11 protein-coding genes and 4 riboswitches are annotated in these 12,148 nt (G+C 72.0%); of the genes, 5 read left to right on the top strand and 6 right to left on the bottom strand.

The features are described from left to right. Positions 1-143 precede the first annotated feature (143 nt). Positions 144-623, top strand: coding sequence for a YtxH domain-containing protein (locus AB0K08_RS01420; RefSeq protein ID WP_363350914.1), 480 nt, complete (start codon positions 144-146; stop codon positions 621-623). 148 nt (positions 624-771) lie between these two features. On the opposite strand, the gene AB0K08_RS01415 is transcribed toward AB0K08_RS01420, so the two are convergent. The 4 genes from AB0K08_RS01415 to AB0K08_RS01400 form a co-directional block, all read right to left on the bottom strand. Continuing rightward, positions 772-2,175, bottom strand: a complete 1,404-nt coding sequence (locus AB0K08_RS01415; protein WP_363351832.1) for an LLM class flavin-dependent oxidoreductase — start codon at positions 2,173-2,175, stop codon at positions 772-774. 61 nt (positions 2,176-2,236) lie between these two features. Beyond that, positions 2,237-2,328, bottom strand: a riboswitch (SAM riboswitch). Positions 2,329-2,384: 56 nt separating this feature from the next. Beyond that, a complete protein-coding gene (locus AB0K08_RS01410) occupies positions 2,385-3,203 on the bottom strand; it encodes an anti-sigma factor (RefSeq protein ID WP_363350912.1) in 819 nt (272 codons plus the stop codon). After that, positions 3,200-3,796, bottom strand: a complete 597-nt coding sequence (locus tag AB0K08_RS01405; RefSeq protein ID WP_363350910.1) for a sigma-70 family RNA polymerase sigma factor — start codon at positions 3,794-3,796, stop codon at positions 3,200-3,202. Before AB0K08_RS01405 ends, AB0K08_RS01410 begins: the two co-directional genes overlap by 4 nt. A 111-nt stretch (positions 3,797-3,907) precedes the next feature. Next, positions 3,908-5,185 carry an acyl-CoA dehydrogenase family protein gene (locus AB0K08_RS01400; protein ID WP_363350908.1) on the bottom strand — a complete coding sequence of 426 codons (1,278 nt, stop codon included), beginning with the start codon at positions 5,183-5,185 and terminating at the stop codon, positions 3,908-3,910. Between the two features lie 4 nt (positions 5,186-5,189). Then, a riboswitch (SAM riboswitch) is annotated at positions 5,190-5,283 on the bottom strand. Positions 5,284-5,561: 278 nt separating this feature from the next. Then, a riboswitch (SAM riboswitch) is annotated at positions 5,562-5,655 on the top strand. Between the two features lie 10 nt (positions 5,656-5,665). Here AB0K08_RS01400 and AB0K08_RS01395 point away from each other — a divergent pair. From AB0K08_RS01395 to AB0K08_RS01385, 3 genes are all read left to right on the top strand, one after another. Next, complete coding sequence (locus AB0K08_RS01395; RefSeq protein ID WP_363350906.1) at positions 5,666-6,544, top strand: ABC transporter ATP-binding protein; 879 nt, start codon at positions 5,666-5,668, stop codon at positions 6,542-6,544. 104 nt (positions 6,545-6,648) lie between these two features. Next, entirely contained in the window at positions 6,649-7,671 is a 1,023-nt protein-coding gene (locus AB0K08_RS01390; RefSeq protein WP_363350904.1) for an aliphatic sulfonate ABC transporter substrate-binding protein, read from the top strand. Then, a complete protein-coding gene (locus AB0K08_RS01385; protein WP_363350902.1) occupies positions 7,668-8,504 on the top strand; it encodes an ABC transporter permease in 837 nt (278 codons plus the stop codon). Before AB0K08_RS01390 ends, AB0K08_RS01385 begins: the two co-directional genes overlap by 4 nt. A gap of 69 nt (positions 8,505-8,573) precedes the next feature. On the opposite strand, the gene AB0K08_RS01380 is transcribed toward AB0K08_RS01385, so the two are convergent. Then, positions 8,574-9,386 carry a hypothetical protein gene (locus AB0K08_RS01380; protein ID WP_363350900.1) on the bottom strand — a complete coding sequence of 271 codons (813 nt, stop codon included), beginning with the start codon at positions 9,384-9,386 and terminating at the stop codon, positions 8,574-8,576. A 1-nt stretch (position 9,387) separates the two neighbouring features. Beyond that, a complete protein-coding gene (locus tag AB0K08_RS01375; protein ID WP_363350898.1) occupies positions 9,388-9,762 on the bottom strand; it encodes a PadR family transcriptional regulator in 375 nt (124 codons plus the stop codon). A 111-nt stretch (positions 9,763-9,873) separates the two neighbouring features. Further along, a riboswitch (SAM riboswitch) is annotated at positions 9,874-9,992 on the top strand. 127 nt (positions 9,993-10,119) lie between these two features. On the opposite strand from AB0K08_RS01375, the gene AB0K08_RS01370 reads away from it, so the two are divergent. Further along, positions 10,120-12,117, top strand: a complete 1,998-nt coding sequence (locus AB0K08_RS01370) for an AMP-binding protein (RefSeq protein WP_363351830.1) — start codon at positions 10,120-10,122, stop codon at positions 12,115-12,117. The last annotated feature ends 31 nt before the right edge of the window (positions 12,118-12,148 follow it).

The raw sequence follows: 12,148 nt of genomic DNA, 5'->3' as shown, positions 1-12,148 counted from the left end.
CCGCCGGAGGATCCTGAAAAACCGCTAGGAATGCCCCGAGACTGCACTGGGTACAGATTGACCGCGGCCCGCACAGAGTGAAGACTCGGGGGCGTACCCGCGCGGTGGATCCCGCCCCGGGACGACGCCACAAAGGAGACACCATGAAGCGATTGATCACCCTCGGCATCGGCGCGGCCCTCGGTTACCTGCTGGGCAGCCGCGAAGGCCGGCAGAACCTGGACAAGTTCGCCAAGAACGCACAGAGCTTCTGGAATGACCCGAAGACGCAGGAGCAGGTCCAGCGCGCCACCTCCACCGTCAAGGAGCAGGCCCCCGGGGTGGCAGACCGGGCCGCCGGGCTGGCCGACAAGGCCACGGAGGCCGTGAAGGACAAGGCCCCGAAGCTGGCGGAGAAGGCGGACCAGGCCAACGCCGCCGTCCACACGGCCACCCAGAAGGGTGCCGACGCGACCCAGGGGCTGGCGGACAAGGCCTCAAGCGCCGCGGAGAAGTCGACCGGCAAGCATGCCGACTCTGACACCTCGAGCGGCAAGGCCACCGCGAAGTCCTCGAACGGCGACGTCCTCTCGGATCCGTCCCAGTCCCTCGAGACCGAGGGCGGCGGGCCCGACCGCTACTGATCCGGACCCGACCGACCACGGTCCACCACGCAAGAACCCCGGCCCCCGTTCAGGGGGCCGGGGTTCTTGCGTTCCCGCCGCCGACAGGCGCAAAGTGACCTGACCGTGTCACTTCGACGGGGGTCGGGTCACTTTGCGCCCGGAGGGGTCAGGCGTTCGCGCGGTTCCGCAGGGCGAACCGGGAGCCGTAGTGGTTCTGCGGCAGGTGGTCGCCCTGGCCGAAGAGCTTGTGGCGCATAGTGCCCTCGGTGTACTCGGTCTTGTAGCGGCCGAGCTTCTGCAGCTCCGGGACCACGAACTCCACGATGTCCTCGAAGGTGCCCGGGGTGATGTGGTAGGCGAGGTTGAAGCCGTCCACGTCCGTCTCGTCCTGGATCCGGGCGAGTTCGCGCGCCACAGTCTCCCCGGAGCCGACGATGACCGGGCCGAAGCCGCCCACGCCGCACCACTCGGCCAGCTTGCGCACGGTCCACTCGATCGAGTCGTCCCCGGAGGCCTTCTTGAAGGTCTCCACGGCGGACTGGATGGCGTTGGACTGGACGTCACCGATCGGCTCGTCGAGCTCGAACTCGGCCAGGTTGATGCCCATCCAGCCGGACATCAGCACCAGCCCGCCCTCCACGTCGATGTACTTCGAGAGCTCCTCGTACTTGGCGCGGGCCTCCTCGTCGGTGGCACCCGTGACGATCGTCTGCATGGACATCACGCGGACGTCATAGGGGTCACGGCCGGCCTCGACCAGGGACGTCCGGATCTTCGCGGTGGTGCCCCGGATCAGATCGTCCGTGGGCGAGTTGATGAACACGGCCTCGGCGTGCTTGCCGGCGAAGGCGCGGCCGCGGGTGGAGGCCCCGGCCTGGTAGATCACCGGGGTGCGCTGCGGGCTGGGCTCGGTGAAGGCGATGCCCGGGGTCTTGAAGTACCTGCCCTCGTGCTCGATCCGGTGCACCTTGGCCGGGTCGATGAAGACGCCGGACTCCTTGTCGTACTGCACCGCGTCGTCCTCCCAGGAGCCCTCGAGCAGCTTGTAGACCACGTCGAGGTACTCGTCGGCGTGGTTGTACCGCTCGTCGTGCTCCATCTGGTCCTGCTGGCCCATGTTGATGGCGGCGGAGGGCAGGTAGCCGGTGACCACGTTCCAGCCCACCCGGCCCTCGGTCAGGTGGTCCAGGGTGGCCAGGCGGCGGGCGAACGGGTAGGGGTGCTCGTAGGCGGTGCCGGCGGTGACGCCGAAGGTCAGGTTCTTCGTGACGGCGGCCATGGGCGGGACCACGAGCAGCGGGTCGTTGACCGGGACCTGGGTGCCGGCCTTCAGGGTGGCCTCGTCGGAGGATCCGTAGACGTCATAGGGGCCGAGGACGTCCGCGATGAACAGTCCGTCGAAGAGGCCCTTCTCCAGGGTCTGGGCCAGCCCGGTCCAGTAGCCCAGCGTGTTGTAGTCGCGGGCGTGGTCCTCCGGGTGGCGCCACAGTCCCGGGGACTGGTGGGCCACGCAGTTCATGTCGAAGGCGTTGAAGAGGATCTCCCGCCGGCCGGCGGAGGTGGTGGGCACGCCCTCGGGGAGGCGGGCGGAGGCTGCGGGTTCAGGGGTGGGGACAGACACGATGATGCTCCTTCCATCGGTTCTGGCGGTAGCACCTGTCCGGTCTCCCGGTGGTTGCTGCGGCGTCGTGGAGCCAGATCTCTCAGCCGCTCTGGATGGTTACCCGTAGATTCCACCACACCCGGAGGCCGCGGGACCACCCGCCGGGTCACGAGGAGTCACCCGGCGGCGAGGACCACGATCGGCTCGGTGGTCGGGGCCTCGGATCCGCCGTCCGGCTCCACGGTCACGGCCATCGCGGCGCCCGCGGGGACCTGCTGCATCCGGACCAGCGCGCGGCCGTCCTGGACCTGCAGCAGGCCCGCCGGCTGGGGCGGCTCCTCGCCCTGGATGGTCCACAGCTGGTAGTCGTGCCCCTCGGCGGGGTCCGGCAGGTCCCGGACGGCCAGCACGGCCTCACCGTTGGGCGCCATGGCGACCTCCGCCGCACCGCCCCCGGCCACGTCCGACTCGAGGCGCTGCGCCCCGTCCACCTGCAGGACCTGCTCGAGGGCGGTCACCTGCTCGCCCTCGGAGATCCCGGGGGCCTCGGCCCAGGGCTGGGTCACCAACAGGCCCACGGCGACGACGGCGGCCGCGGCCGCCGAGGCCACCGTCACCCACCAGCGGTTCCGGTCGGGCCGGCGCTGGGCGCGGTGCCGGTCCAGGTCGGCGGGACGGGAGCGCTCGGGTCCGGAGCCCTGCTGCGCGTCCTGTCCGATGCCGTCCACTTGGGTGCCGTCCACTTCGGTGCCGGCCACGGCACCCAGGACGCGGTCACGCAACCCGGCCGGGGGCTCGGCCGGCGTGCTGGCGGCCAGCCGGGCGACCGTGCCGTTCAGGGCATCGGCGCGGTCCCGCAGTCCCGGGTCGGCCTCCAGCCGCCGTTCGAGGTCTCGGCGTTCCTGGCCGTCCACGGCGTCCAGCGCCCAGGCGGCGAGAAGCGCGTCGTCCGGGCCGCCGTCGAACCCGCCCTCGAGTCCATCGCGGTGTGTCATGCCCCCACCCCCAAACAGTCCTGTAGTCGTTGCAGCGCGCTGCGCATCCGGGATTTCACGGTGGCCAGCTTGGCCCCCAGGCGTTCGGCGACCTCCCGGTAGGTCTGGCCGCCGTAGTAGGCCGCGGTCACGGCCTCGTACTCCAGCTCGGTCAGCGTGCCGAGGCACTCGTTCACGCGGTCCCGGTCCTCCACCGCCTCGAGGCGTTCGGCCGCGTCGTCATGGGCGCGGTCGAACGCGGCGGCCCCGGCCCGCTGCTCGCGGTCCCGGCTGGACTGGGTGGAGCGGATCAGGTCCACCGCCCGCCGGTGGGTGATGGAGCAGACCCAGCCGATCACCGAACCGCGAGCCGCGTCGAAGCGGTCCGCGGAGCGCCACACGTCCACGAGCGCCTCCTGGGTGACATCCGCGGCCAGGTCGGCGTCCCGCACCACCTTGCGGGCCAGCCCGTAGGCCACCGGTGCCACGTCGTCGTAGAACGCGGCGAAGGCCTCCTGGTCCCCGGCGGCGCTGCGCTGCAGCAGGCCCTTGAGGTGGCGGTCCCGTTCTCGGGGCCCGCGTTGCCCGGCGGTGGGCCCTGCCTCGCTCGTCATCTCCCCAGCCTAAGCGGCGCTGCCTCCCGTCTGTGTCCGCCCCGCGCCTGGTCCGGCGGGATATCCGGTGTTCGGAGCCGTGGGGCCCGCGGATGGGTCCGGTGAGGGACCTCACCCGGTTCCGGCGGCCCCCGTGGACAGGTAGGGCACGGGGCGGGTCCCGTTGACCTCCCAGTCGCCGACCATCCGGGCCATGAAGGCCGCCGGGTCATGGCTCGCGACGGTCCGGGCGTTGCGCCAGTGCCGGTCCAGCCGCAGGTCCGTGCTGGTCGCGGAGGCGCCCAGCGTGTCGAAGATGCGGGTGCAGGTGTCCAGCACCAGCCGCGGCACCATCACATGCGCCCGGTGCGCCGTCAGGGCGGCGCGGTGCATCGCCTCGGCCGCCGCGCCGCCGTCGTGCTCCTCCGCCTGATGCCCGACCCCGGCCCCGGCGCCTTCCAGCGCACCGTCCGGTGCCATGGCCGCGAGCGCGAGGGCGGCGTCCAGGTCCCGCCCGGCGGCGCGCACGAGTTCCTCGACGGCCGCCTGCTGCGCGGACAGCTCGCCGACGATTCCCAGCAGTTGGTCGTCATCGCGCGGGGTCAGGCCCCCGCCGGTGTTCGGTGAGCGCCGGCGCAGCCGGGTCTGGGCCACCCCGTCCCGCAGCGCGGCCCGGCCGATCCCGGCGAGCAGGGCCATCAGCGTGGACTCGTGGTGCAGCGGCACCGCCCCGTCCTCCGGGGGGACCACCAGCAGATCCTCGACGCCGGCCCCGGAGAATTCCATGGTCCCGGTCCCGGTGAGCCGCTGGCCGAAGCCGTCCCAGTCGTCCTTGACGGTGACCCGCGGCTGGCGCACGCGCACCACGGCGAGCGCGAACCCTTTGTGCCGGCGGCGGTGGGAGCGGGAGAGGCCCGGGTCCAGCCGGGCCGTGGCCAGGGCCCACGTGGAGAAGATGCTGCCGGTCGTGTAGTACTTGCTGCCGCTGATCAGCAGCTGCCCGGTCTCGTCCTGACAGACCGTGGTGCCGACGTCCCCCAGTGCCGTGCCACGACCCTCGGACAGGGCGCTCCCGGCCACCTCCCCGGCGACGATCCGCCCCAGCCAGCGCTCCCGGACGGCGGGGTCGGGCTGGGCGAGGACGTGCTGGACGAAGCTGAGGTGGCTGCGCACCAGGTGAGCGGTGTTGGCGTCCTCGGCGGCGAGGTCCATCAGCAGCCGGTAGGTGTCCTCCTGGCCGGCCCCCGCTCCCCCGGATCCCACCGGCACGGACAGTGTCCCCAGGCCCTGCGCCCGGAGCATCTCGAATGCCGCGAAGGGCAGGTGCCGGCCGGACTCCCGGGCGACCTCGCCCTGGCCCACCTCGTCGAAGGCGGGGGCGAAGCGGGCGGCGAGGGACTCGTAACTCATGGGAACTCCATCGGTCCTGGCGGTAGCACCCTGGCCCCGGTTCGGGCGGGTTGCTGCGGCGTCGTCGAGCCAGATCTCTCGGCCGCTCTGGATGGTGGTCCCCTCCATCAAGCCGGGTGGGGCGGCCTGCTGTCAAATGCCTCGGAGGCGGTGCGCCGTCCACCCCTCCTGCTCCACCCCCCCTTGCGTTTTGAGGGCAAACCCAACCGGTGCGCATTGCACTCGAAACGCCGGGGCGCCAGGGGGGCGTCATGGGGCGTCACATTCGGCCGGTTCGGAGGCCCCCGGCCGCTCGAGGGGTCCCTGCTGGCTCTGCGCGTCTGGAGATGACGTCCGGTTTCGACGCGGGCCCGGGCACCGCACACACTGGATCCCGTAACCATCCAGAGCGGCTGAGAGATCTGGCTCGACGACGCCGCAGCAACCTCCCACACCGACCGGGAAGGTGCTCACGCCAGGACCGATGGAGAGTGATGCACCATGACCACCCTGGCCGAGACGTCGACGGGGCCGCGCGCCGGGACCCCCGCGTCCCCCGCCGCAGCCGCTGGCGGAGTTTCCCCGGAGCACGGGGCCGCCCGCAGTCTCGAGGTCAGGTTCCACGGGGTGGGCCGCGCCTTCCCCGCGGCCGGCGGCGAACGGGCCGTCCTGCGGGACATCACCCTGACGGTGCGCCCCGGCGAGGTCCTGGCCATCATCGGCGCCTCGGGCTGCGGCAAGTCCACGCTGCTGCGCGCCGTGGGCGGACTGGACACCGGCAGCACGGGCGAGATCCTGCTCGGCGGTTCCCCCGCCCGCGCCTACGACTCCCGCACCGCCGTGGGGTTCCAGGAACCGCGGCTGATGCCCTGGCGGACCATCCACCAGAACGTGGCCCTCGGCCTGCCCCCGGGCACTGGCCGCACCGAGGGCCGCGAGCGGGTGGACCAGCTCCTGGAGCTGGTCGGCCTGGCGGACCACTCCCGCCACCGGCCCCGCGAGGTGTCCGGCGGCATGGCCCAGCGGACCTCACTCGCCCGAGCGCTGGCCCGCCGGCCCGGGGTCCTGCTCCTGGATGAGCCCTTCGGGGCCCTCGACGCGCTGACCCGGCTGAAGATGCAGGATCTCCTCCTGGACATCCACGCCGCCACCCCCACCACCGTCCTGCTGGTCACCCATGACGTGGACGAGGCCCTGCAGCTGGCCGACCGCATCCTGCTGCTCGGCCAGGACCCCGCCCCCGGGGCGGCGCCCGGCGCCACCGCCCGGTCCGTGGTCACCGTGCCCGGCAGCCGTCCCCGGGACCGCGGCTCCGCCGCCCTGGCAGAACTCCGCTCCGAGCTGCTCGGCGGCCTCGGCGTGGACTCCCACCGGCATTAGCCCGCCCGGGCCGGCCTGTCGGTCGGTCTGGGCCCGCCCACTCACCCTGTCCGCGCCGCATCCCTGCAGGCGCGGGACGCATCGCACCCTCGAAAGGCACCACCATGCGCTCACGCATCACCCTGTCCGCGGCCACCCTGGCCGCCGCCGCCCTCGTCCTGACCGGCTGCGTGGCCGGCGAAGGCTCCGGCGGGGCCGCTGAAGCCGGCGCCGCCAGCGACTCCGCCGGCCAGGGCGGCGAGCTGAACATCGACTTCGCCACCTACAACCCGCTCTCCCTCGTCATCAAGGAGAAGGGCTGGCTCGAGGAGGAGCTCTCGGACGAGGGTGTCACCGTGAACTGGCTCCAGTCCGCCGGCTCCAACAAGGCCAATGAGGCCCTGCGCGCCGAGGCGATCGACGTGGGCTCCACCGCCGGTTCGGCCGCCCTGCTCAGCCGCGCCAACGGCACGCCGATCAAGACCATCAGCCTCTACTCCCAGCCCGAGTGGTCCGCGCTGGTCACCACAGCGGGCTCGGACATCACCGAGGTCACGGACCTCGTCGGCCGGTCCGTGGCCGCCACCAAGGGCACGGACCCCTACTTCTTCCTCGTCCAGGCCCTGGCCGAGGCCGGCGTGGACGAGTCCGAGGTCACCGTCCAGAACCTGCAGCACGCCGACGGCAACGCCGCCCTGAACAACGGGGCCGTGGACGCCTGGTCCGGGCTGGACCCGATCATGGCCGGCGCCGAGGCCGAGGGAGCCGAGCTGTTCTACCGCAACGTGGACTTCAACACCTACGGGTTCCTCAACGCCACGGAGTCCTTCCTCGAGGAGTCGCCCGAGCTGGCCCAGGCCGTGGTGGACGTCTACGAGCGGGCCCGCGCGTGGGCCCTGGAGAACCCGGAGGAGACCGCTGAGATCCTCGCCGAGGTCGCGGGCCTGGAGCCCGAGGTCGCCACCGTCGTCATCGAGGAGCGTTCCAACCTGGACGTGGACCCGGTGCCGGGCCAGGCCCAGCTGGACGTGCTGGAGGTCGTCGGGCCCATCCTCGTGGAGACCGGGGACGTGGCCAGCCAGGAGAACGTGGACGACGCCCTCGCAGAGCTCCTCGAACCCTCCTTCGCCGAGCAGGCCACCTCATGAGTTCGCCCGTCACGACTGACGTCGCCACCCCGCCGCAGCCGGGGACCACGCACAGCCCCCGGGGCACCCGCGGTGCCCTGCGCACCCCGGCCGGCCGGGCCGCCGTCGGGGTCCTGGTCCCGGTGCTGCTGGTCGCCGCGTGGTGGGCCGCGACGGCCGCCGGGCTGTTCTCCCCCGTACAGCTGCCCGCACCGGCCTCCGTGGTCCGGGCGGGGCTGGACCTGGCCGCGGACGGGGAGCTGGGGCATCACATCGCCATCTCGGTGCAGCGGGTGCTGCTGGGCTTCGCGATCGGCGGGGTCCTCGGGCTGCTGGTGGGTTCCGTGCTGGGCCTGTCCACATGGGCGGACGCCCTGCTCTCCCCGACGATCGGGGCCGTCCGCGCCGTGCCGTCCCTGGCCTGGGTGCCGCTGCTGATCCTGTGGATGGGCATCAACGAGGACTCGAAGGTCACGCTGATCGCCATCGGCGCGTTCTTCCCGATCTTCACCAACCTCTACGCGGCCCTGAAGCACGTGGACCCGCACCTCGTGGAGGCCGGGCGGGCCTTCGGCTTCCACGGCCTGCGCCTGCTGCGCACCGTGCAGCTGCCGGCCGTGGTGCCCTCCGTGTTCTCCGGGCTGCGGCTGGCGCTGGCGCAGGCCTGGTTGTTCCTCGTGGCGGCCGAGCTCATCGCCGCCTCGATGGGACTGGGCTGGCTGCTGAGCGACTCTCAGAACAACGGGCGCACGGACCGGCTGATCCTGGCGATCATCCTGCTGGCCGTCATCGGCAAGGTCACGGACACGATCCTCGGGGTGGTGGAGCAGCGGGCCAACCGGCGCTGGGCCTGACCCACGCCGCCCCTCCCGTCAACTCCTGCCGGACCGTTCCGTGTGCTCATGAGCCAGGGGTGGAGCCGCTCAGGCCAGCAGGTGCAGGACCCAGCTCAGGCCGACCATCAGGACCGTGAGGATCGGGAAGAGAAAGACCGTCACCCAGACCAGGGCGCCCCCAGACCTGGAACCCGTGTCCGAACCGGCCGCGCGGATCCCGTCCGCCCCGGATTGCGGGACGGGTCCCACGATCGAATCGTCCAAGCCACCCCGTACCGCCGTCCGCCACTCCAGTACCGTGCCCAGCACCAGCAGGCCCACGCCCACGGCGGTCAGGGCCACGGCCGGCAACTGTCCGACACCGGCATCGAGGACCAGGACGGCGGCCACCACGGCGGCGCAGTACACCGCGCAGACCCCCAGGAACGCCCAGGTCCGCTCCACCGCCAGGCGCAGGACCCTATCGGTGGCCAGGACCAGGACGGCGAAGGCCGCCAGCAGGAGCCCTCCCGTCACCAGCAGACCGACCGTGACCTCGACCTGCCCGGACCCGAACCACCACTCGTCCGCACCGGTGGCGGTGAGGAACATCCCCACCAGGCCCAGCCCGATCCCCAGGAGCCACCGCGGGTCGCGGTCCCCCTCGATCCGGCGAAATGGCGCCGCCTGGCGGGCGTAGGCCTTCGGGTCGCCGAAGGCCTCCCGTACCGATTCCCCCGACTCGGTCAGATGGCTCTCCACGAGGACGAGAGCGTCCCCGATGAGAGGCCCGGGCACCCCGAGGAGCCGCTGTTCGAGGACGAAATCCTCCACCCAGGCCTTCTCCACGCCGGGCGCCAGCCGGGCATAGTTCAGCGGATTTCCGGACTGAGACGTCGATCCATCGTGCCCAGTTCTCATGTCAATCCCTTCCCTCGTGGCCTGCGGATTCATGGGCGTCGGGCAGCGCGCCGTCCGTGAGCATCCGGGTGGTCGCGGTGAACGCGGCCCAGCGGGCCGCCTGGTCCGCCGCTTCCCGGCGCCCCTGCTGGGTGAGCGCATAGAACTTCCGGCCGGGGCCGCCGTCGCCGGGCCGCCATTCGACCTCGAGGTGCCCGGCCTCCTCCAGCCGGCCGAGCAGCGGGTACAGGGTCCCGCCCTTGACGGTCCCGAGGCCGGCCTCGGCCAGACGCTGGATGATCGCGTAGCCGTAACTGGAGCCGTCCGTCAGGATGCGCAGCACGCACACCCCGAGCACACCCCGCAGCCACTCGCTCGGCCAGTTGTCCCCTGTCATGACTAGATCGTATGCCTGACTAGTCAGGCACGTCAACTAGTCCCGACTTGAACCGCGTCGCACGCCGTCACCCGTTTAGACCCGCGTACCGGCCGGGCCCTAGAGTGGAATCGACCATCCCGAGCGGCTGAGAGATCTGGCTCCGTGACGCCGCAGCAACCCGTGGTCCGCTCCAGCCCCCTCGGGGCGCCGCAGCGGCCACCAGGTGCTACCGCCAGATTCGATGGAAAGAAGGTTCCCCTCGTGTCTGTTGCCCCGAACGCCACCACCGCCGAAACCGCCGCCCTGCCCGCTCCGCTGCCGGCCGCCGTCGTGAATTCCGCCGACACCACCGTCCATCCGGGCCGCCCCGCCCACCTGCTGCACGGCGGTCTCGGGGACGGTCAGCCCGTCAGCGAGCAGGACCGCCTGGCCTTCTGGGATGCCGCCGCGCGCCGCCTGGACTGGGAGACGGAGTGGCACACCACCCACTCATGGACGGACCCGGACCCGCTCGCCGAGCGCGGGCCCCAGATCCGCTGGTTCGAGGGCGGGCGGCTCAACGTCGCGGTGAACTGCGTGGACCGGCACGTGGCGGCCGGCCGCGGCGAGAAGGTGGCGCTGTACTTCGAGGGCGAGCCGGGCGACCGCCGCGCCGTCACCTACGCGCAGCTGCAGCGAGAGGTCAGCCAGGCCGCCAACGCGCTGACCGAGCTGGGCATCGTCAAGGGCGACCGCGTGGTCGTCTACCTGCCCGTGCTGGTGGAGACGGTGGTCATCACGCTGGCCTGCGCCCGGATCGGAGCCGTGCACTCACTCGTGTTCGGCGGCTTCTCGGCCGAGGCGCTGAAGTTCCGCGTGGAGGACACCGGCGCCAAGCTGCTGGTGACCTCCGAGGGCCAGTTCCGCCGCGGCCAGGCCGTGCCGGTCAAGGCCAACGCGGACGCCGCCGTGGCCGGGGACAACGCGATCGAGCACGTGCTGGTGCTCAACCGCACCGGGCACACGGACGTGGCATGGACCCCAGGCCGGGACGTGTGGTGGCACGAGATCGTGGACCGCCAGCCCACCACCCACACCCCCGAGGCCTTCGACGCCGAGACCGAGTTGTTCATCATGTACACCTCCGGCACCACGGGCCAGCCCAAGGGCCTCGTACACACCTCCGGCGGCTACCTCACCCAGGCCTCCTGGTCCCACGACTTCCTGTTCTCGAACCCGGATGTGGACGCGCGGGAGCATGACGTGCACTGGTGCACCGCAGACCTCGCCTGGGTCACCGCCCACACCTACGAGATCTACGGCCCGCTCTCCAACGGCGTCACCCAGGTCATCTACGAGGGCGTGCCGAACGCGCCGCACCCGGGCCGGCACTTCGAGGTCATCGAGCGCTACGGCGTGACCTCGTACTACACCGCGCCGACGCTTGTGCGCTCCCTCATGGGCTGGTTCCCCGAGGGGATCCCCGCGGAGTACGACCTGTCCAGCATCCGCCTCGTCGGCACCGTGGGCGAGGCCGTGAACCCGGAGGCCTGGACCTGGGCGCGCACCCAGATCGGCCGGGACCGGCTCGCCGCGCTGGATGCGCAGCTGCAGGCCGAGACGGACGACGGCGGCGCGCGGGTGGCGCGCGACGGTTCAGTGGGCGTGCCGATGGTGGACACCTGGTGGCAATCCGAGACCGGCGCGACCATCCTCTCCCCGCGGCAGACCGATGAGCGGTTCAAGCCCGGCTGCGGATCCCGCCCCCTGCCCGGGGTGGACGTGGCCGTGGTGGACGACGCCGGCGAGCGCGTTGCCGCCGGCCTGCAGGGCAAGGTGGTGGTGACCCGCACCGGCCCGGCCATGGCCCGCACCGTGTGGGGCAACCCGCGGCGCTATTACACCTCCTACTGGAAGGACTACGCCGAGCAGGGCTGGTTCCTGGCCGGGGACGGGGCGAAGTACGACGAGGATGCGGACCTCTGGATCCTCGGCCGCATCGACGACGTCATCAACATCTCCGGGCACCGGCTGTCCACCATCGAGATCGAGTCCGCACTGGTCTCCCACCCGGGCGTGGTGGAGGCCGGGGTGTGTCCGGTGCCCGACCCGAAGACCGGGCACGCCGCCGTCGCGTTCGTGGTGGCCCGCGCCGGGGTGGGCGAGGAGTCCGCCGAGGAGTTGCGCCGCCACGTGGGGACCGTGATCGGCCCGGTAGCAAAGCCGCGCGAGGTGGTGTTCGTGCCCGACGTGCCGAAGACGCGCTCGGGCAAGATCATGCGCCGCCTGCTCACCCAGCTCTACGAGGGCACCGCGCTGGGGGACACCACGTCCCTGCAGAACGAGCCCTGCGTCGGGCAGATCGCCGAGGTCATGGCCGGGCGCCGCGGCTGACTTCTGCTGCTGCGCCCGGACTCAGTCGTCG

Source organism: Citricoccus sp. NPDC055426 (assembly GCF_040677445.1).
GTDB lineage: Bacteria > Actinomycetota > Actinomycetes > Actinomycetales > Micrococcaceae > Citricoccus.
Note: the sequence above shows the minus strand (reverse complement) of the source record. Positions and strands in the feature narration are given on the sequence as shown.

What these genes read in the sequence shown, in the direction of transcription:
- AB0K08_RS01410 (WP_363350912.1), bottom strand. Translation starts at nt 3,203, where the DNA reads ATGACACACCGCGATGGACTCGAGGGCGGGTTCGACGGCGGCCCGGAC.
- AB0K08_RS01375 (WP_363350898.1), bottom strand. Translation starts at nt 9,762, where the DNA reads ATGACAGGGGACAACTGGCCGAGCGAGTGGCTGCGGGGTGTGCTCGGG.
- AB0K08_RS01405 (WP_363350910.1), bottom strand. Translation starts at nt 3,796, where the DNA reads ATGACGAGCGAGGCAGGGCCCACCGCCGGGCAACGCGGGCCCCGAGAA.
- AB0K08_RS01420 (WP_363350914.1), top strand. Translation starts at nt 144, where the DNA reads ATGAAGCGATTGATCACCCTCGGCATCGGCGCGGCCCTCGGTTACCTG.
- AB0K08_RS01385 (WP_363350902.1), top strand. Translation starts at nt 7,668, where the DNA reads ATGAGTTCGCCCGTCACGACTGACGTCGCCACCCCGCCGCAGCCGGGG.
- AB0K08_RS01380 (WP_363350900.1), bottom strand. Translation starts at nt 9,386, where the DNA reads ATGAGAACTGGGCACGATGGATCGACGTCTCAGTCCGGAAATCCGCTG.
- AB0K08_RS01395 (WP_363350906.1), top strand. Translation starts at nt 5,666, where the DNA reads ATGACCACCCTGGCCGAGACGTCGACGGGGCCGCGCGCCGGGACCCCC.
- AB0K08_RS01390 (WP_363350904.1), top strand. Translation starts at nt 6,649, where the DNA reads ATGCGCTCACGCATCACCCTGTCCGCGGCCACCCTGGCCGCCGCCGCC.
- AB0K08_RS01400 (WP_363350908.1), bottom strand. Translation starts at nt 5,185, where the DNA reads ATGAGTTACGAGTCCCTCGCCGCCCGCTTCGCCCCCGCCTTCGACGAG.